22 protein-coding genes are annotated in these 18612 nt (G+C 67.6%); 11 read left to right on the plus strand and 11 right to left on the minus strand.

The window, feature by feature from the left end; genetic code table 11:
• The first annotated feature begins 58 nt into the window (after positions 1-58).
• The 4 genes from purM to LOS8367_RS10860 all read left to right on the plus strand — a co-directional run bounded on the left by purM (position 59) and on the right by LOS8367_RS10860 (position 3478).
• The gene (gene purM, locus LOS8367_RS10845; protein ID WP_085896542.1) at positions 59-1099 is read left to right on the plus strand and encodes a phosphoribosylformylglycinamidine cyclo-ligase; all 1041 of its coding nucleotides are present in this window, start codon (positions 59-61) and stop codon (positions 1097-1099) included.
• Positions 1096-1692, plus strand: coding sequence for a phosphoribosylglycinamide formyltransferase (gene purN, locus LOS8367_RS10850; RefSeq protein WP_085896543.1), 597 nt, complete (start codon positions 1096-1098; stop codon positions 1690-1692). The genes purM and purN overlap by 4 nt, the downstream gene beginning before the upstream one ends.
• An 89-nt stretch (positions 1693-1781) precedes the next feature.
• Positions 1782-2954: a ribonuclease D gene (gene rnd / locus LOS8367_RS10855; RefSeq protein ID WP_085896544.1), complete on the plus strand. Its 1173-nt coding sequence runs from the start codon at positions 1782-1784 to the stop codon at positions 2952-2954.
• Between the two features lie 113 nt (positions 2955-3067).
• Complete coding sequence (locus LOS8367_RS10860) at positions 3068-3478, plus strand: SufE family protein (protein WP_085896545.1); 411 nt, start codon at positions 3068-3070, stop codon at positions 3476-3478.
• Between the two features lie 5 nt (positions 3479-3483).
• On the opposite strand, the gene LOS8367_RS10865 is transcribed toward LOS8367_RS10860, so the two are convergent.
• Both LOS8367_RS10865 and LOS8367_RS10870 read right to left on the minus strand, forming a co-directional pair.
• Complete coding sequence (locus LOS8367_RS10865) at positions 3484-4110, minus strand: DUF1638 domain-containing protein (RefSeq protein ID WP_085896546.1); 627 nt, start codon at positions 4108-4110, stop codon at positions 3484-3486.
• An 8-nt stretch (positions 4111-4118) separates the two neighbouring features.
• The gene (locus LOS8367_RS10870) at positions 4119-4826 is read right to left on the minus strand and encodes a cobalamin B12-binding domain-containing protein (RefSeq protein WP_085896547.1); all 708 of its coding nucleotides are present in this window, start codon (positions 4824-4826) and stop codon (positions 4119-4121) included.
• A gap of 212 nt (positions 4827-5038) precedes the next feature.
• Here LOS8367_RS10870 and LOS8367_RS10875 point away from each other — a divergent pair, with 212 nt between their 5' ends.
• Positions 5039-5476, plus strand: a complete 438-nt coding sequence (locus LOS8367_RS10875) for a PaaI family thioesterase (protein ID WP_370737700.1) — start codon at positions 5039-5041, stop codon at positions 5474-5476.
• A gap of 69 nt (positions 5477-5545) precedes the next feature.
• Here LOS8367_RS10875 and LOS8367_RS10880 read toward each other — a convergent pair whose 3' ends face one another.
• A complete protein-coding gene (locus LOS8367_RS10880) occupies positions 5546-5767 on the minus strand; it encodes a DUF1127 domain-containing protein (RefSeq protein ID WP_085896548.1) in 222 nt (73 codons plus the stop codon).
• A gap of 89 nt (positions 5768-5856) precedes the next feature.
• Between LOS8367_RS10880 and LOS8367_RS10885 the strand changes: the two genes are divergently transcribed.
• The 6 genes from LOS8367_RS10885 to LOS8367_RS10910 all read left to right on the plus strand — a co-directional run bounded on the left by LOS8367_RS10885 (position 5857) and on the right by LOS8367_RS10910 (position 11358).
• Positions 5857-7254 (plus strand): aminotransferase-like domain-containing protein, encoded by a 1398-nt coding sequence (locus LOS8367_RS10885; protein WP_085896549.1) that lies wholly within the window; start codon positions 5857-5859, stop codon positions 7252-7254.
• 173 nt (positions 7255-7427) lie between these two features.
• Entirely contained in the window at positions 7428-7889 is a 462-nt protein-coding gene (rplM, locus tag LOS8367_RS10890; protein WP_085896550.1) for a 50S ribosomal protein L13, read from the plus strand.
• Positions 7889-8380: a 30S ribosomal protein S9 gene (rpsI, locus tag LOS8367_RS10895; protein ID WP_085896551.1), complete on the plus strand. Its 492-nt coding sequence runs from the start codon at positions 7889-7891 to the stop codon at positions 8378-8380. Before rplM ends, rpsI begins: the two co-directional genes overlap by 1 nt.
• A gap of 208 nt (positions 8381-8588) precedes the next feature.
• Complete coding sequence (locus LOS8367_RS10900) at positions 8589-9464, plus strand: ABC transporter permease (protein ID WP_085896712.1); 876 nt, start codon at positions 8589-8591, stop codon at positions 9462-9464.
• Between the two features lie 11 nt (positions 9465-9475).
• Entirely contained in the window at positions 9476-10285 is an 810-nt protein-coding gene (locus LOS8367_RS10905; protein WP_085896552.1) for an ABC transporter permease, read from the plus strand.
• A complete protein-coding gene (locus LOS8367_RS10910; protein ID WP_085896553.1) occupies positions 10282-11358 on the plus strand; it encodes an ABC transporter ATP-binding protein in 1077 nt (358 codons plus the stop codon). Before LOS8367_RS10905 ends, LOS8367_RS10910 begins: the two co-directional genes overlap by 4 nt.
• Here LOS8367_RS10910 and LOS8367_RS10915 read toward each other — a convergent pair whose 3' ends face one another.
• The 8 genes from LOS8367_RS10915 to LOS8367_RS10950 form a co-directional block, all read right to left on the minus strand.
• Positions 11359-11874, minus strand: a complete 516-nt coding sequence (locus LOS8367_RS10915) for an acyloxyacyl hydrolase (protein WP_085896554.1) — start codon at positions 11872-11874, stop codon at positions 11359-11361. It abuts the gene before it with no gap.
• 99 nt (positions 11875-11973) lie between these two features.
• Entirely contained in the window at positions 11974-13101 is a 1128-nt protein-coding gene (locus tag LOS8367_RS10920) for a helix-turn-helix transcriptional regulator (protein ID WP_085896555.1), read from the minus strand.
• A gap of 141 nt (positions 13102-13242) precedes the next feature.
• Positions 13243-13860 (minus strand): TetR/AcrR family transcriptional regulator, encoded by a 618-nt coding sequence (locus LOS8367_RS10925; protein ID WP_085896556.1) that lies wholly within the window; start codon positions 13858-13860, stop codon positions 13243-13245.
• A 1-nt stretch (position 13861) separates the two neighbouring features.
• Entirely contained in the window at positions 13862-14734 is an 873-nt protein-coding gene (gene ppk2 / locus LOS8367_RS10930; protein ID WP_085896557.1) for a polyphosphate kinase 2, read from the minus strand.
• A 36-nt stretch (positions 14735-14770) separates the two neighbouring features.
• Complete coding sequence (locus LOS8367_RS10935) at positions 14771-15748, minus strand: alpha/beta fold hydrolase (RefSeq protein ID WP_085896558.1); 978 nt, start codon at positions 15746-15748, stop codon at positions 14771-14773.
• Positions 15738-16661 (minus strand): homoserine O-acetyltransferase MetA, encoded by a 924-nt coding sequence (gene metA, locus LOS8367_RS10940; RefSeq protein WP_085896559.1) that lies wholly within the window; start codon positions 16659-16661, stop codon positions 15738-15740. Before metA ends, LOS8367_RS10935 begins: the two co-directional genes overlap by 11 nt.
• 29 nt (positions 16662-16690) lie before the next feature.
• Positions 16691-17575, minus strand: coding sequence for an ATPase (locus LOS8367_RS10945; RefSeq protein ID WP_085896560.1), 885 nt, complete (start codon positions 17573-17575; stop codon positions 16691-16693).
• 51 nt (positions 17576-17626) lie between these two features.
• Positions 17627-18559, minus strand: a complete 933-nt coding sequence (locus tag LOS8367_RS10950) for a DMT family transporter (protein ID WP_207569258.1) — start codon at positions 18557-18559, stop codon at positions 17627-17629.
• Between the last annotated feature and the right edge of the window lie 53 nt (positions 18560-18612).

An 18612-nucleotide genomic window follows, 5' to 3' on the forward strand; every position in this document is an offset into this window, starting at 1 on the left:
TCGCGGGGGGTCTGAGGTATCGCGGCGTCACTTCACAAACCGGCATTCGGGGGACGCGATGCAGAAGGACGGGCTCACTTACGCGCAGGCGGGGGTGGATATCGATGCGGGCAACGCGCTGGTGGAACGGATCAAGCCCGCGGCGAAACGCACCGACCGCCCCGGCACCATGTCCGGCTTGGGCGGCTTCGGCGCGCTGTTCGACCTCAAGGCCGCGGGCTACACCGACCCGGTGCTGGTCGCGGCTACCGACGGCGTCGGCACCAAACTGCGGATCGCCATCGACACCGGCCATCTCGACGGGGTCGGCATCGACCTCGTGGCGATGTGCGTCAATGACCTCGTCTGCCAGGGCGCCGAGCCGCTGTTCTTCCTCGACTACTTCGCCACCGGCAAGCTGGCGCTCGACGAGGCGGCGCGGGTAATCGAGGGCATCGCCGCGGGCTGCGAGGCCTCTGGCGCTGCGCTGATCGGCGGCGAGACCGCGGAGATGCCCGGCATGTACCCGGCCGGGGATTTCGATCTCGCCGGTTTCGCCGTGGGCGCGATGGAGCGTGGCTCGGCGCTGCCCGATGGCGTGGCCGAGGGCGACGTGCTCCTGGGCCTCGCCTCGGACGGCGTGCATTCGAACGGCTATTCCCTCGTGCGTCGCATCGTCGAGCGCGCGGGGCTGGGCTGGGACGACAAGGCGCCCTTCGCGGAAGGCAGCCTCGGCGCGGCGCTGCTGGCCCCGACCCGGCTCTACGTGAAGCCGGTGCTGGCGGCGATCCGGGCGGGCGGCGTGCATGCGCTGGCCCATATCACCGGCGGTGGCCTGACCGAGAACCTGCCGCGGGTGCTGCCCGAGGGCTTGGGCGCCGAGATCGATCTGGACGCATGGTCGCTGCCGCCGGTCTTCGACTGGCTGATGCGCGAGGGCGGGCTGGAGCAGGCCGAGATGCTCAAGACCTTCAATTCCGGCATCGGCATGGTCGTCGTCGTCTCTGCCGAACGCGCCGAGGCGATCGAGGCGCTGCTGGCGGGCGAGGGCGAGACCGTGCACCGGCTCGGCCGGGTCAAGGCCGGGCAGGGGGTCGCCTATACGGGCCAGCTGTCGTGAGCGACAAGAAGCGCGTCGCCATCCTGATCTCGGGTGGCGGCTCGAACATGCTTGCCTTGGTCCGGGACATGGGTCCCGACCATCCGTGCCGCCCGGTGCTCGTGGCTTCGAACGATCCGGCGGCGAGCGGTCTCGCTCGCGCGGCGGCGTTGGGAATCGATACGGCAGCGGTGGATCACCGGCCCTTCGGCCGCGACCGCGAGGCGTTCGAGGCGGCCCTGACCGAACGGCTCGAGGCGGCGCGGCCCGACATCATCTGCCTCGCGGGCTTCATGCGGATCCTGACGCCGTCCTTCATCGCGCGCTGGGAGGGGCGGATGCTCAACATCCATCCCTCGCTGCTGCCGAAATATCGCGGCCTGCACACCCATGCGCGGGCCATCGAGGCGGGCGATGCCGAGCACGGCGTCTCGGTGCACGAGGTGACCGCCGAACTGGATGGCGGCCCGGTGCTGGGCCAGGCGCGGGTGCCGGTGCATCCCGACGACACGCCCGAGCGGCTGGCCGCGCGGGTGCTCGAGAAGGAACATATCCTCTACCCGATGGTGCTGCGCCGCTTCGCCATGGGCGACCGGACGCCGATCCGGCTCTGAGGCTCATGCTTTCCATCCGCGCGCCCATCGCCTAAGAGGTCGGGGATCGGCGCCGCGCGCCGCCCCTTATTCCGCAAGCACGGGACGACATGCAGACCATCACCACCACCGAAGACCTCGCCGCCTATTGCGAGAGGGCCGCAAAGCACGCCTATGTCACGGTGGATACGGAGTTCCTGCGGGAGCGGACCTATTATTCCAAGCTCTGCCTGATCCAGCTCGCCCATCCCGGCAAGGACGGCCCGGATGGCGGCGAGGGCAGCGCCGTACTGGTCGACCCGCTGGTCGAAGGGCTCGATCTGGCGCCGCTCTATACGCTGTTTCGCGATCCGGGCGTGGTCAAGGTGTTCCACGCGGCACGACAGGATCTGGAGATCTTCCAGGTCGAGGCCGGTCTGATCCCGGCGCCGCTGTTCGACACGCAGGTCGCGGCGATGGTCTGCGGCTTCGGCGAGCAGGCGGGCTACGAGACGCTGGCGCGCAAGATCGCCAAGGCGGAGATCGACAAGTCATCGCGCTTCACCGACTGGTCGCGTCGGCCGTTGTCGGAGGCGCAAAAGGCCTACGCACTGGCCGATGTGACGCATCTGCGCGTGATCTACGAATGGCTCGCGGCGCAGCTCAAGAAGTCGGGACGTGCCCGCTGGGTCGCCGAGGAGATGGCGGTGCTCAACGATCCCTCCACCTACCGCGTCGATCCGGCCGAGGCCTGGCAGCGGGTCAAGACGCGCTCCAACTCGCCGAAGTTCATCGCCGCGCTGCGCGAGCTGGCGCAGTTCCGCGAGGCCTATGCGCAGGAGCGCGACGTGCCGCGCTCGCGCGTCTTCAAGGATGACGCGCTGGTCGAACTGGCCTCGACGCGCCCGGCCTCCGAGAAGGATCTCGGGCGGTCGCGGCTGCTCTTGCGCGAGGCCCGCAAGGGCGAGATCGCCGACGGCATTCTCGCCGCGATCGAGCGCGCCGCAAACCTGCCCGCCGACCAGATGCCCAAGGCCGAGAAGCCGCGCGACCAGCTGCAGGTGAACCCGGCCCTGGCCGACCTGCTGCGGGTGCTGCTCAAGGCGCGCTCGGAAGCCGAAGGGGTGGCGCCGAAGCTGATCGCCTCCTCCGCCGAGCTCGATGCGCTGGCTGCGGGCGAGCGCGAGGTGCATGCGCTTTATGGCTGGCGCCGCGAGGTGTTCGGCGAGCAGGCGCTGGCGCTGTGCGAGGGCCGCGTGGCGCTCGCCGCGAAGGGCGCGCAGGTGGTGACGGTGGAGCTCTGAGCCGCCGCGCCGGTTCCCGGACAGGCCAAGGGTCACGGCATGCGGTCGCGCCCACTGGCAAATCCGGGCATCGTGCTTACCTAGGGAACAGGTCCAGACCACAGGAGACGCAAATGGCTCAACCCGCCTTCGAGGAGATCGCCGAAACCTTCGAGTTTCTCGACGACTGGGAGGATCGCTACCGGCACGTGATCGAGCTGGGCAAGGCGATGGAGCCGCTCGAGGAGGCGTTGAAGGTGCCCGCGACCAAGGTACATGGCTGCGCCAGTCAGGTCTGGCTGGTGCCTTCGCCAAAGGGCGGTACCTATCATTTCCGGGGCGACAGCGACGCGATGATCGTGCGCGGGCTGATCGCGGTGCTGCACGCGCTCTATGACGGGGCGCCGGTGTCCGAAGTGCCGAAGATCGACGCGGGCGGCGAACTGGCGCGGCTCGGCCTCAATGACCATCTTTCGGCGCAGCGCTCCAACGGCCTGCGCGCCATGGTCGAACGGATTCGCGAAACCGCGCTTACCGCGGCCTGACCGCGTCAGGCGCGGGCTAGTGCCCGTTCCAAATCGCCATAGCCGGTCAGCCGCCGCTCGAACCCAAGCCCCAGCCGGTCGGCATGGGCGCGGGCGAGGGCGGTGAGCGCCGGATCGTCGGTCTGCGCCTGGTAGACCAGCGTCGTGTAATTCCCGAAATACATCTCGCGCAGCTCCGAGTGCCGGTCGAGGCCGAGCGGCGTCCACACGAAAGCGTCGAACTGCCGCACCAGGAAGTCGGTGAGGTAGAAGCAGGTGACCTCGCCCTTTTCGGCAAAGGCCTCGACGCCGTCGTAGAAGGCGTAGCAATGCGGCCCCTCGACCATGCCGATGCCGAGACGTTCGCAGGTCCGGGCCAGATCGCCGCCCGTACCGCAATCGGCATAGACCGCGAAGACCCGCTCGTAGCCCGCGCCGCGCGCGGCCACCGCCGCCTCGACGGCGGGCGCGATCCTGTCGGGCCGGTTGTGCAGGAGCGCGGGCAGGCAGTGCAGGTCGAGATGATCCCAGCCGTTCCGGCCGATCAGCGCCAGGATCTCGCGCGCCAGCGCGCCGCAGGCGATGAGCAGCACGCGGCCCCGCCCCGAAGGGGCGAGACCGTCGCGCGTCAGCGTCGCGTCATCTGGTTGCATCGTCTTGCTCAGGCGCCCGCCTGCATCTGGTTGTGGCGGCGCGAGATCCAGTCCTTGGCCGTCTCGACCGCGACGGCGGCGTCGCGGCAATAGGCGTCGGCACCGATCGCGCGGCCGAATTCCTCGTTGAGCGGCGCGCCGCCCACCAGCACGATGTAGTCGTCGCGGATGCCCTGCTCCTTCATCGTGTCGATCACGACCTTCATGTAGGGCATGGTGGTGGTCAGCAGCGCCGACATACCCAGAATGTCGGCCTTCTCGCGGGCCAGCGCCTCGAGATAGCTCTCGACCGCGTTGTTTATGCCGAGATCGACGATCTCGAAGCCCGCGCCCTCCATCATCATCGCGACGAGGTTCTTGCCGATGTCGTGAATGTCGCCCTTGACGGTGCCGATCACCATCTTGCCCATGCGCGGCGCGTCGGTCTCCGCGAGCAGCGGCTTGAGGATCGACATGCCGCCCTTCATGGCGTTGGCCGCGAGCAGCACCTCGGGCACGAAGAGGATGCCGTCTCGGAAATCGTTGCCGACAATGGTCATGCCGCCGACCAGAGCCTTGGTCAGCACGTCATAGGGCTGCCAGCCGCGATCGAGCAGGATCTGCGTCGCCTCCATGATCTCGTCCCGCAGACCGTCATAGAGGTCGTCGAACATCTGCGCGACGAGCTCTTCATCGTCGAGTTCGGAGAGGATCAGGTCGTCATCTTCGTCAGCCATGTCTCGGGGCTCCTGGGGCGGGCGATGGGTCTTGGGGCGGATCAACGCCCGGATCGGCGCACGGGTCGCGGCCGTTTCCGACACTGCCTGCATCGCAACCGACGAGGATGCAAATGAAAAGGACCCACGACGAATATGAGCCCGGCTCAACTGGGGGCTTGCCCCCTATCCTGGCTTGCGGAAGCGTGGGCGCTACAGGGGAGGAGATCGGGATGAAGATGGACCGAGCGGCACTGACCGCATTTCTCGCGCGGGACTTCGCGCAGGTGGCGGCGCAGTTCGCGGTCGAGAGCGTCGAGGACGGCCGACTCGTGCTGCGGCTCAGGGTGGCCGAGATGCATCTGCGCCCGGGCGGCACGGTGTCGGGGCCCGCGATGTTCGGGCTTGCAGACGTGGCGATTTATCTCGCGATCCTCTCGGAGATCGGCGCGGTGGCGCAGGCGGTCACCACCGGCGCCTCGATCGATTTCTTGCGCCGGCCCGAGGCCGGGGTAGACCTGCTGGCCGAAACCCGGCTTTTGAAGCTCGGGCGCCGCCTCGCTGTGGGCGAGGCGCTGCTGTTCAGCGAAGGGCAGGCGGCGCCAGTGGCGCGGGCCTCGATGACCTATTCGATCCCGCCCGGGGCGGCGCAAGGCGCGGCACCGGCCTGACGATCCAAAAGGCCGCATGAAAAAAGGGGCCGGATCGCTCCGGCCCCAGAGGCATGGTCGGGCCGGGGATCAGCCCTTCCAGAACGGGCGCGCGGCCTCGGCCTGCGCGGCGATGGGATCGAGCCCGAGATCGCGCAGCGCCCGCGCATCGAGATGCGCCAGCGCGCGACGGGTGCGGGCACGCCGCTCCCACAGCGCCACGCGCCGGGCCAAGCCGACGAGAAGCGCGGAAATGGCCCCCTGGTCGAGAGCGGCCTCGAAGGGCGTGGCGGTCGGGGCGAGCGTGGTCATGTCGATCTCTCTTGTATTGGTACAATCTAGCTATATGCTGCCCAATACGCATACAATGCCGCGCAAATGACGTCCACGGAAGTTTTGTCATGGATACAATCTGGTGGCCCAGCCTCGACAAGGGCGGCCCGGTCAAGCACCAGGCGCTGAAGCGCTCGATCCAGGAGGCGATCGGTTCGGGGGTGATCGCGCCCGGCTACCGTTTGCCGCCGGTGCGCGAGGTGGCTTGGCGGCTCGGCGTGACGCCCGGCACGGTGGCGCGAGCCTACAAGGATCTCGTCGAACAGGAGGTGCTGCGCGCCGTGGTCGGGCGCGGCACCTTCGTGGCCGAGCCGGACCTGCCGGCCCCGCTACCGGCGCTCATCGATGCCAGCGGCACGGGCCAAGATGGGCGCATGCTGAACCTGCGCACAGCGCAGGTGGCCGATGTCGGCCAAGGCAAGATGCTCCATGATTTGCTGAAAAACCTGCCCGATCCGCCGCCCGGTGCCTATGTCAGCTATCCCGGCCCCGAGGCCGACGCCAAGCTGCGCGGGCTTCTGGCGGAATGGTTCGCCGCGCCTGCGCATGGGCCGGTCGATCCCGAGGACGTGGTGCTCACCTCCGGGGCGCAGCACGGCATGGTGGTGCTGCTGCAGGCGCTGCTGCACGGTCCGCGCCCGGTGGTGCTCACCGAGGAGCTGGCCTATCCCGGATTTCGCCACGCCGCGGCGCTGGTGCGGGCCGAGATCACCGGGATCGCCTTCGATGGCGAGGGGCTGCTGCCCGAGGCACTCGATCGGGCCTGCCGCGAGACCGGGGCGCAGCTACTTTGTACCAGTGCAGAGGCACACAATCCGACGACGATCCGCACCTCGCCGGAGCGGCGGGCCCAAATTGTATCCATAGCTCGCCAGTACAATCTGCAGATCATCGATGATGACTGCTTCCGGTCGGATGCAGGAGAGGATGCAAGCTATCGCCGCCTCGCGCCCGAACGCTCATGGGTCGTGACCACGTTGTCGAAGACGCTGAGCCCGGATCTGCGGCTCGGCGCGATCCTCGCCGCGCCGGGCAGGGTGGCGTTGCCGCGGGTCGCGGCGCAACAGCAGTTCTTCGGCCTGTCGCGGCCGACCGTGTCCCTGGCCGAGGCGGCATTGTCGGGCGGGCTCGCCGAGCGGGTGCGCGATGCGGTGCTGGAGGTGCAGGGCAGGCGGCTCGCCATCCTGCGTTCGCGCCTCGCGCCGTGGCAGCCGCGCACCCGCGAGGGCGTGCCCTTCGCGTGGCTCGACCTGCCGCGCGGCTGGCGGCCCTCATCCCTGAGCCGCGCCGCCGAGGCCGAGGGCATCCGGCTCAAGCCCGCCGATGAATTCGCCCTGATCGACGGGCGCGCCCCTTCGGCGGTGCGCATCGCCCTGACGGGCCTGCGCGAGGACGCCGCCTTCGAGATGGCGATCGACCGGTTGGCGGCGCTTCTCGCCGCACCGCCGCAGGTGATGGAGGTCTGAATCCGCCAATTCTGTGGGGTATTATGATACCTTAATTTCAAGTCACTGATTTCACATGGTTATTTACAGAGGTGTGCGCTTGACTGCGCCACTGCTTCGTTTAGAACCCGCCCATCGAATTTGCGCGGGCGGCCCGTACGGGGCGGTGCGCGTTGCAGATCAAGGGCAGAACCATGAAAACCTTCACCGCTACCCCGGCGGATATCGAGAAGAAGTGGATCCTGATCGACGCCGAGGGCGTCGTTCTGGGCCGCCTCGCCTCGATCATCGCCATGCGCCTGCGCGGCAAGCACAAGGCCTCCTTCACCCCGCACATGGACATGGGTGACAACGTCATCGTGATCAACGCGGACAAGGTGCAGATGACCGGCAAGAAGCGCGAAGAGCACTTCTACTGGCACACCGGCCACCCGGGCGGCATCAAGTCGCGCACCAAGCAGCAGATCCTCGAGGGTGCGCACCCCGAGCGCGTCGTTATGCAGGCCGTCAAGCGGATGCTGCCGGGCAACCGCCTGTCGCGTCAGCAGATGACCCATCTGCGCGTCTTCGCAGGTGCCGAGCACGGCATGGAGGCGCAGAAGCCCGAGGTTCTGGACGTCGCGTCCATGAACAAGAAGAACACGAGGACCGCATAATGGCCGATCAGATCAATTCGCTCGAAGAGCTGGGCTCGGCCGTCTCGACCGAAGGTCAGGTCAACACCGAAGCCCTCGCCCCGCGCGAGCCGGTCCGCGACGAGCTGGGCCGCTCCTACGCCACCGGCAAGCGGAAGGACGCGGTCGCCCGCGTCTGGATCAAGCCGGGCACCGGCAAGGTCGTGGTGAACGGCAAGGACATCGACACCTACTTCGCGCGTCCGGTGCTGCAGATGATCCTGCGCCAGCCGTTCCAGGTGGCCGGCGTCGCCGGTCAGTTCGACGTCTTCGCGACCGTCGCCGGCGGCGGCCTCTCGGGCCAGGCCGGTGCCGTGAAGCACGGCGTCTCCAAGGCGCTGCAGCTCTACGATCCCTCGCTGCGCGGCGCGCTCAAGGCCGCCGGCTTCCTGACCCGCGACAGCCGCGTCGTCGAGCGTAAGAAGTACGGCAAGCGCAAGGCGCGTCGTAGCTTCCAGTTCTCGAAGCGCTGATATCTTCGCAGATCATGCGACAGGAAAGGGCGGTCCCGCGGGGCCGCCCTTTTCACGTGTGGCGGCGTGAACTCCGGGCGCGCTGAGCAATGTGGCCGGATCGCACGAGACCACTTGCGTCGCGCCCGGTTTGGGGCAAAAGGCGCGCGCGCGGTTGATCTTTGCCGCCGCGCGGTCAAGCATCGCGGCGGGGCATGAAGGGGCGGCCATGGGTCTGGGAAGTTTCGCGAAATCCGAAGGCGGCCGCGCGGCCACGCTGCTCGCGCCGCCATTCCTCTACGCGTTGGCGCTGCTGGCCCTGCCGATTCTCGCGGTCGTGCTGTTCAGCTTCTGGACGCAGGACTTCATGACGATCGACACGCGGTTCACGCTGGCCAACTACCGCGAGTTCTTCGACAAACCGATCTATGGCGTGCTGCTCGGCCGGTCGCTGATGGTGTCGGGCATCGTCACGCTGGTGACCGTGCTGCTGGCCTATCCGGTGGCGTATTTCCTGTCCTTCCACGTGCCCAGCCACCGCAAGTCGCTCTGGCTGTTCCTGATCACCATCCCGTTCTGGACCAGCTATTTGATCCGCGTGTTCCTGTGGAAGGTGATCCTGGGCTATAACGGCGTGATCAATTCCGGCCTCGTCGGCGCCGGGATCATCGACGAGCCGCTGAGCTTCATCCTCTACAACGTCAACGCGGTGATCATCACGCTGGCGCACGCCTTCGCGCCCTTCGCGATCCTGCCGATCTTCGTCGCGCTGGAAAAGATCGACCGATCGCTGATCGAGGCCAGCCGCGATCTGGGCGAGACCCGCCTCACCACCTTCTTCCGCGTCACCCTACCGCTCTCGATGCCGGGGCTGGTGGCCGCGGTGCTCATCGTCTTCATCCCGACCATCGGCGACTACGTCACGCCCGAGCTGATGGGCGGCGCCGGCGGAAAGCTGATCGCCAACATGATCCAGACCCAGTTCCTGCAGCTCAACAACGCGCCGATGGGCGCGGCCATCGCCATGGTGGCGATGGTCTGCGTCACCGCCATCGCGCTGGTCTTCGTCGCGCTCAACCGCCGCTGGCTCAGGGGGCGAGGATGAGGAGGGCGGGGATGAGAGGCGCGCCGCTCAGGGTCTATGCGATCCTCTATCTGCTTTTCCTCTATGCGCCGATCACTCTGCTGCCGCTTTTCGCCTTCAACGACGCGACGATCATCGCCTTTCCATTGTCGGGCTTCACCACCCATTGGTTCACCGATCTCGTGGCCAACGCGGCGCTGCGGCAGGCGGTGGGCAACTCGCTCTTCATCGCCGCCATGACCGCGATCTTCGCGACGCTCTTGGGGCTTTGCGCCGCGCGCGCGGGCGCGATGGCGCGGTTTCCGGGCAAGGGCGGGATCATCGGCTTCGTGATGCTGCCACTGGTGCTGCCCGAGATCATCGTCGCAGTGTCGCTCCTGATCGTGCTGCGGCAGGTGCTGGGGCTGAACCTCAACAACTGGACCGTGATCTCGGCGCATGTGCTGATCTGCACGCCGTTCTCCATCGCGATCCTCAACGGCGCGTTCCAGAACCTCGATCCATCGATCGAGGAGGCGGCGATGGATCTGGGCGAAAGCCGGTTCTCGGCCTTTCGTCTCGTGACGCTGCCGCTGGTGATGCCGGGCATCATTTCCTCGATGCTGATTGCCTTCACGATCAGCCTCGATGAATTCATCATCGCCTTCTTCCTGACCGGCGCGAACCCGACCATGCCGGTCTATATCTGGGGCCTCCTGCGCTTTCCGGCGCAGTTGCCCGTGGTCATGGCGCTCGGCACGATCCTCGTGGCGCTGTCGGTCACGCTTCTTATCATCGCAGAACTGTTCCGCCGCCGCGGCCTCGCGCGTGCCGGGATCAAGGATACCGGAGGCTTCCTGTGACCGCTCTCATCGAACTCAAAGGCGTCGAGAAGCACTACGGCGACTACCACGCGCTGCGCGGCATAGATCTGGAGATCCGCGCCGGCGAATTTTTCTCGCTCTTGGGCCCCTCGGGCTGCGGCAAGACCACGCTTTTGCGCACCATCGCCGGTCTCGAAGAGGTCTCCTCGGGCTCGATCCGCATCGACGGGCGCGACATGAAGGGCGTTGCCGCCAACCACCGGCCCACCAACATGGTGTTCCAATCCTATGCCGTGTTCCCGCATCTGACGGTGGCGGAGAATGTGGGCTTCGGCCTGCGCCGCGATCCGCGCGGCAAGTCTGAAAAGGCGCGGGCGGTCGAGGAGGCGCTCGATATGGTCGGCCTCGCAGGCTACGGCAAGCGCCGCGCCCATGCGCTTTCGGGCGGGCAGCGGCAGCGCGTGGCGCTGGCCCGCGCGCTGATCCTCAAGCCCAAGGTGCTGCTCCTGGACGAGCCGCTCTCTGCGCTCGACCGGCTGATGCGCGAGCAGATGCAGCTCGAACTGATCCGGCTGCAGCGGCAGGTCGGTATCACCTTCATCCTCGTCACCCATGACCAGGAGGAGGCGCTGGTGATGTCCGACCGCATCGCCGTGATGTTCGAGGGCGAGATCGGTCAGCTCGCCGACCCGGAGACGCTCTACCGCCGTCCCGCCACCAAGCGGGTGGCGCAGTTCATCGGCAAGATGAACTTCCTGCCCGGCGCGCTTTCGGCCGATCGCCGCGAGATCGACATCGCCGGTCTGGGGCGCGTCGCCACCGCCGATCTTGCCACCTCCGGCGAGATCGACGGGGCCGTCTCGGTCGGCATCCGCCCCGAAACGCTGGCGATCCTGTTCGAGGGCGAAACCGCGCCGCGCCGCGAAGTGCAGGGCGTGGTGAGCGAGGTCGTCTATTACGGCGACATGACCTATTACGACGTGCGGGTGGACGGGATCGACCGGCCGCTCACCGTGTCGATGAAGAACCTGATCGGTCGCCCGGTGCTCGATGTCGGCGCGGCCGCGCGGCTGGCTTGGGACGAGCGCGCACTGGTGCTGCTGCCCGGCTGATCACAAGGGCAACGCGACGCGCAGCCCGAAGGTTTCCAGCCCCGGATTGGGATCCGACAGCTCGGCATTCGAGCGATGATCGAATTGCAGCGACAGCCGCGCGCCGTTGTCGAAGGCATAGCCAACGCCGATCGAGGAGCGGAACTCGATCATGTGGCCCAGATCCGGGCCGTCGGTCTGCGCGTGAAAGCCCGGCAGCAGCGACAGCTGCACGAAGCTGTCATGCGGCAGCGCCCCGGTCCATTGCAGCCCCGCGCCGACCCAAGTGTCGCCATCGGCGGATATCGACAGACCCAGCACCGGTTCCAGCCCGCCGAAGCGCCGGGGCAGCATCTGCTGCAGGTACAACTCGCCCCCCTGTCGTTCGCCCTGATACAGCACCTCGCCATATTGCAGGGCGGTACGGGCCCGTGTTGTCTCGAGGGCATCGCAGCCATCGAGGCCGCAGCCCCGTGCCCCGAAGACGAGATCGGCGGCGGCGACGAGGGCGAAAAGCGCGGCGAGTGATCCGTCCATGGAATCTCCTGCGAAGGTCGTGGCGCCGCCATGCAGGAGGGCCGCACCCGCGATCGAGTAGGCTGCGCGATCGCGGGCCGGTCAACCGGTCGGGCGCTCTCAGCCCCCCAGCCGTGCCACCAGCGCCACGAGTTCGGCCTGCCGCCGCGTGCCGGTCTTCTCGAACAGGCTGCGGATCTGGTTGCGCACCGTGTTGACGCTGACCTCGCGCATGGCGGCGATCTCGGCCATCGAAAGCCCCTCGCACAGCCGCCGCAACACCAGCGTTTCGGTGGGGGTAAGTTCGAAGAGCTTGGTGAGATCCTCGTCCAGCGCGCCGGGCGCACCCGGCTCGATCACCGTCAGCACCGCGATCGCACGCTCGCCGCGGAACAGGCTCTCGATCGGCGAGCTGGCGAGAGGCCGGGGCAGATGCGACAGTCGCGCCAGCATCCGCTGCGGGGCCCTGTCATCGACTACGAAGCTCCCGCCGACGCGTCCCTCCTGCAGCAGTCGGTCGTCCAGCGCGGCATTCGCCTCCGCATCCGCAAAGCGGAGCCGGCGCTCGTCGCCAAGACACAGCGCATCCCCGCGCTCGAGCAATGCCGCACCGCGCGAATCGCAGGCGACGAGCCGGCCCCGCGAATCGATGGCATAGCAGGCATGCGGCAGGCCCAGCCCGTCGATCAGGCGCGTTCCCGCCTGCAGGGTGCTGTGACCCGCCATCTTCGTCAGATCGAAAGCCCGGCGCAGATGCGGGGCCAGCGTCGCGAGCAGCTGGCTGCCGGTCACGCCGACCGCCTCGGCCTCCGAGGGGGCGTAATTGCAGCTCACCACGAGGCTGCCGGTGTCGCCGCGCGTGATGATCGTGCCGAAGGTGCGATGGATGTCGCCCTGCGGCCTGAGAAACTCAGTATAGAACTCGCTTCGGAAAAATCCTTTTCGTTGAATGACATGGTGGTCGTGGGTCAACTGCAATGCGGGCCGTTGCAGCAGCGAGGCGAGCCAGGGATTAAGCGCCGCGTAGCGATCCGGATAGAGCGCGACCAGCTTGGGATCGAAGTTGCAGCCATGCAGGTCGGCACGGCGCGGCTGCCCCGGGCGGACCAGTTGCAGGGCCCATGCGCCACCGCCGACCGCCGCGGCCAATCGTTCCGGAAGGGTGCCCCAACGCTCGGGCGAAATCACGCTATGGTAGATTTCGTCGAGCAACCCTGCAATCGCAGCATTATGCGGCAGCGGTGGCATGGAAATCCTCGAAACAATTATAGGTTTAGTTCATTCGCACCATGCACGGTTAGGTGCGGCATGACACTGAGTATTCAGGCGGGTCCTGTCAGTTTTGCCGTTCCCCGAGTTTCCCAAGTATAGGGCAGGGCCCGCCACCGGCTACTCGTCCGGCGCGATCAACCCCAGGCCGCGCAGGTAGACACCGATACCGCTCTCCAGCAGATCCTCCGGCGGGAACGGCGCCCGCGTTCCCGGAGAGCCGCGCGCGAACAGCTCCACCACGCCGTGACTCATCGCCCAGACATGCGCCGCGAACATCTGCGGCGGCGGGCGGCGGCCCTCGGGAATGCGCTCCGACAGCGCCTCGGCCGCACGCTCCAGTACGCCGAGCGCACGGCGTGAGGCGGCGGCGAGTTCGGGGTTGCGCTGCATCGAGATGCCGCTCTCGAACATCGCGACGTAGTGGCCGGGGTGCTTTCGCGCGAAGGCGAGATAGGCGCGCCCGGTCTTTTCGAAGGCCGCGAGCACCGAGGGCCGCCCCTCGTCATAGGCGTATTCCAGAAGGTCGGCGAAGATCTCGTAGCCTTGACGCGCGGCTTCGGCGATCAGGTCCTCGCGCCCCGCGAAGTGACGATAGACGGCGGCGGGCGTAACGCCCGCCTCGCGCGCCGCCTCCGACAGGGTAAAGCCCGTCGGCCCCTTTTCCTCGATCAGCTTCAGGCTGGCCTCGACCAGCGCCTGACGCAGATTGCCGTGATGATATCCCTGTTTTGCCACGTCAGTCGCGCGGCCACAGTTCCGGACCACCCGCGATCCTCGGATCGAGGGCACAGACGGCGTCCTCGTCCTTGTCGGGATAGTCGAGCCGCGCCAGCACGCTGCGGATCGCGTTGACCCGGGCACGGCGCTTGTCGTCGCCGCGGATCACCGTCCACGGCGCAAAGTCGAAATCCGTCCGCGTGAACATGGTACCGATGCGGTGGGTATAGGCGTCCCATTTTCGCAGCCCCTCGACATCGACCCAAGACAGCTTCCATTGCTTGAGCGGATCGCTCTCGCGCTTGAGAAATCGTTCGAGCTGGGTGGCGCGGCCGACATTAATCCACAGCTTGAAGAGCCGGATGCCGTCATCGGCGAGCATCTTCTCGAACGGCTCGACCTGGTCGTAGAACCGGGCCACCTGTTCCTCGTCGGCAAAACCGAAAACCGGCTCGACCACGGCGCGGTTGTACCAGGAGCGGTCGAGAAACACGATCTCGCCGGCGGTGGGCAGCTCGCGCACGTAGCGCTGGAAATACCACTGGCCCGCCTCGACCTCCGAGGGCTTGGCCAGCGCCACGACCCGGGCGCCGCGCGGGTTCAGGTTCTCGCGGAACCGCGCGATGGTGCCGCCCTTTCCGGCGGCGTCGCGCCCCTCGAAGATCACCACGACGCGCTGCCCGGTCGCCTTGACCCAGGCCTGCATCTTCACCAGCTCGATCTGCAGATCCGCCATCGCGGCGGCGTAATCCTTGCGCTTCCATTTCGAAGGATAGGGAAAGCGCGTGCTGACGATGCCGTCCTTGCCCGCCTCGTGCAGCATGCGGCGGATCTCCTCGGGCGCCTCCTCGTCGCGAAAGCGGCTGATCGCCCCGTCGAACGGCTTGTCCATCTGTCTCTCCTCAAGCGGCCCGGCCCGCGACGGCGTTCAGCGCAGGCCGGCGCGCGCCGCGGCCCGGTCGATCGCCGCCACCACCTCGTCGGGCACGGTATGGTGCGGCATATGGCCAACGTTTTCCAGCACCGTCAGGTTCGCCCCGGGGATCAGCTCGGCAAGTCGGGCCGAATGCACCTCGAGCGGCACGATGGTATCGGCGACGCCGTGCACGATCTCGACCGGCACATCGATCGAAGGGTAGCGCGCGCGCATCTCGGTGACCTGCGGCAGCAGCCCGTTCACCTGCCGTGCGTTGACCCGCAGGCTGTCGCGGCGGACCGCCAGCCCGGCGCCGACGAAATCGGCATAGCCCTCTGGCACCGGGTTCGGAGCGAAGACCGCCTCGACCGTCTCATCGACCATCCGTTCGGGGGCGAAGGCGGTGATGAGCGGCACCACCGCCGCGCCGCCAAGGGCCGAACCGTTGACCCTGTAGAGCGTGGCGAGCCCGGTTTCCCATGGCATCGTCGCACCAGCGAGATCGACCAGCGCCGCGAGGTTGTCGGGCCGCTCCAGCGCCCAGGCCATGGCCACCGCGCCGCCGAAGGAATGGCCCAGCACGATGGGCTTCTCGGCGCCGAGCTCGGCGGCGGCGGCCTGCAGCAGCCGCGCCTGCGCGGCGAGGCTGTCGGCATGGGTGGTGAAGGCGTCGTCGGCGGCCGGGTCGATCGGGTCGGAATAGCCAAGCCCCGGGCGGTCGAAGGCAATGACGCGGTAATCGTCGTCGAGCCGATCGAGAAAATCGAAGGCCATGTCGCGCAAGTTGCCGGAGGCGCCGTGGATCAGCACGAGGTCGGGGCCGCTGCCTGAGACCAGCGCGTGCACGCGGCGCCCCTCGATTTCGACGAACTGGCCGAGCGGCGGGTGCGCGGCCATGGCCTGCGCCTCGCGCCGCCCGGCGCGGTGATCGACCAGCGCGCAGCCCGCCAGCGCGCCGATCGCGAGCACCGCGGCGATCCTAGCGGCCAATGTCGTTCAGATCGTAGGGGGTGGTTTGGTAGATCTCGTTGATCCAGTTGCCGTAGAGCAGATGCGCGTGGCTGCGCCAGCGGTTCGAGGGCGGCTTGGTCGGATCGTCGCCGGGATAGTAGTTCGCCGGGACCGAGATCGCCGCGCCCGAGGCCACGTCGCGGTCGTACTCTTCCTTCAGCGTGTGGCTGTCATATTCGAAATGGTTGAAGATATAGAGCGTGCGGCGCCCCGGATCCTCGACCAGACAGGGGCCGACCTCGTCCGAGGCCAGAAGCGTCACCAGCTCGGGCCGCGCGTCGATATCCTCCTGCCGGATCTCGGTCCAACGGCTCACCGGCACGGTGCAATCGTCGGAAAAGCCGCGCAGATAGGGGCTGTCGGGCTTGAGGTTGCGGTGCCGGAAGCAGCCGAAGGCCTTGCTGTCGAGCAGGTGCTTGGCGATGCCGTGCTGATGCGCGATCATCGCCATGCCGCCCCAGCAGACGCCGAAGGTCGAATGCGCATGGGTCTCGGTCCAGTCGAAGAGGCGGCGCAGCTCGTCCCAATAGGTCACCTCGTCGAAATCGAGATGCTCGACCGGCGCGCCGGTGACGAGGAAACCGTCGAACTTCTGCCCCGAGGCCTCGATCTCGGAGAACGAGTGGTAGAAGGTCTCCATGTGCTCGGCGGCGGTGTTGCGCGATTCATGATCCGACATGCGGATCAACGTCAGCTCGATCTGCAGCGGCGTCGCGCCGATCAGCCGCGCGAACTGCGTCTCGGTCTGGATCTTCTTGGGCATCAGGTTGAGCAGGCCGATCTTCAACGGGCGGATGTCCTGCCGCGCCGCCTGATCCTCCGACATCACCATCACGCCCTCGCGCGTCAGCACGGTGTAGGCAGGGAGGGCTTCGGGGATCTTGATGGGCATGGTTCGACCTTCTCGTAGGGAGGGCTGATCTAGGCTTCTCGACGGTGTTTGCCAAGCCGCGCATCGAGTGCCTCGGCCACCACGGCGTCGAAATCACGGGCAGATTCAAGGCCCGACAGCGCCTCGGCCGGAATCGCGAGCCCCCAGCGCTCGGCCATCTTCGCATAGCGCGGCTGCCGATGCGCCAGCGCCCGGCCATAGGTCCAGCGGATGAAGGCGTCGGGATCGACGCGCGTCTCGATCAGGCCGGTCTCGGCCAGATAGTCGTTCCAGGCTTGGAGCAGGAAGTCGGGGCTGTAGGCCATCGGCTTGGGCGCGCGGTCGAAGCGGCGGATCAGCTCCTCGGTATGCGCCTCGGAACCCTCGATCCAGATCATCAGCATCCGCTCGGACAAGAGCGTCATCAGCGGGTCCTGCGGGTCGTCGGGATCGACCCATTCGCAGATCGAGCCGCCGGTGTCGCAGACGAAATGTGGATAGCCGTAGAGCGCCTCGGCCCGGTCGATGAACCACGGCGTGTCCTCCAGCGCCGCGATCTCGGCGCGGCGGAACTGCTCCTGCCGCTGCCGGTAGGTCTCGAAGGGCAGGCCACCCTTCTCCGGGTCGCCCGGCTTGCCGAGATAGGTCGAGACCGGGGCGAGATTGTCGAAGGTGATGTTGGAGCCGATATAGATGCTGTCCGAGAGCAGCAGCTCGCGCAGGAACGGCACCTTCATCGCCTCGCGCTTGGCGTTGTCGGCGATCAGCTCGCCCATGTGGCGGGTGCCGATGCGGTAATCGATCGAGTAGTGGAACCAGTCGCCCGAGCGGCGCAGGAGGTTCGACACATGCGTCTTGCCGAGGCCCGACATGCCGAACAACAGGATGCGTTTGCGCGGGGCGGACAGCCAGTCCGAGGCGGAGGAATGGATCATGGGCGCATCGCTAAACAAGCCTTGCGACACGGTCCAGTCTGAACTTCGGCCTCAGAACTTCGGGGCGGGCGCCGCCCCCCGGGCCCGGGCGCGCCGCAGTAGCCGCCCGTCGAGCACCACGAGCCCCGCCGCCAGCGCCGCGAAGCCGGCATAGGCGCGCACCGGCAGCGTCTCGTCGAGCACCACCACGCCCAAGAGGATCGCCACCGGCGCGACCATCAAGGTCACCAGCAGGACGTTGCCGCTCCCGGCGATGGCGATGACCCGGTAGTAGATGATGTAGGCCAGCGCGGTAGAGCCGATCGAGACATAGGCCAGCCCCGCAATAGTGGCCGGGGCGAGGTCGAGCCGCGGCGCGCCTTCGAGCAGCCAGGCCAGCGGCACCATGATCAGCGCCGCGCCGGTGGTCATGCCCGCCGCGGCGGTGAGCGGTGGCAGCCCGCCCATCTTCTTGCGCGCCCAGACCCCGGCCAGCGCATAGGAGATGGTGGCGCCGATCGCCGCGACCTGACCCAGCGCGCCGGGATCGAAGCCCGACAGCGCCGCCGGGCCGACCACCCAGACCACGCCCGAGAAGCCGAGCGCCACGCCCAGCGCCTTGCGCGCCGAGAGCCGCTCATCGGCGAAGAAGATCGCGGCGAAGAGCACGCCGAAGATCGCCGTGGCGGCGTTGAGGATCGCGATCAGACCGGTCTCGACATGCTGCTGCCCCCAGGCCAGCAGCCCGAAGGGAATGGCGTTGTTGAGCGCGCCCATCACCACCAGCACGGCCCAGAGCCGCCAGCTCCGGGGCAGGGGCAGGCGCCGCAGCATCACCACCGGCCACAGCACCAGCGCCGCCCAGACGGCGCGGTGGCCGACGATCCACATCGGCCCCACCTCGTCCAGCGCCACGCGCACCGAGAGGAACGAGCCGCCCCAGATCAGGGCGAGCAGGCCGAGTTGGGCCCAGGCGGCGTTGGTCATGGTCTTCTGAACGGTCATGACCGGCACTGTGCACGCGGCCGGGATCGGCGCAATCCGAAACATGCGCTTTG

The sequence above is a fragment of the Limimaricola soesokkakensis genome (genome assembly GCF_900172345.1).
Lineage (GTDB): Bacteria > Pseudomonadota > Alphaproteobacteria > Rhodobacterales > Rhodobacteraceae > Limimaricola > Limimaricola soesokkakensis.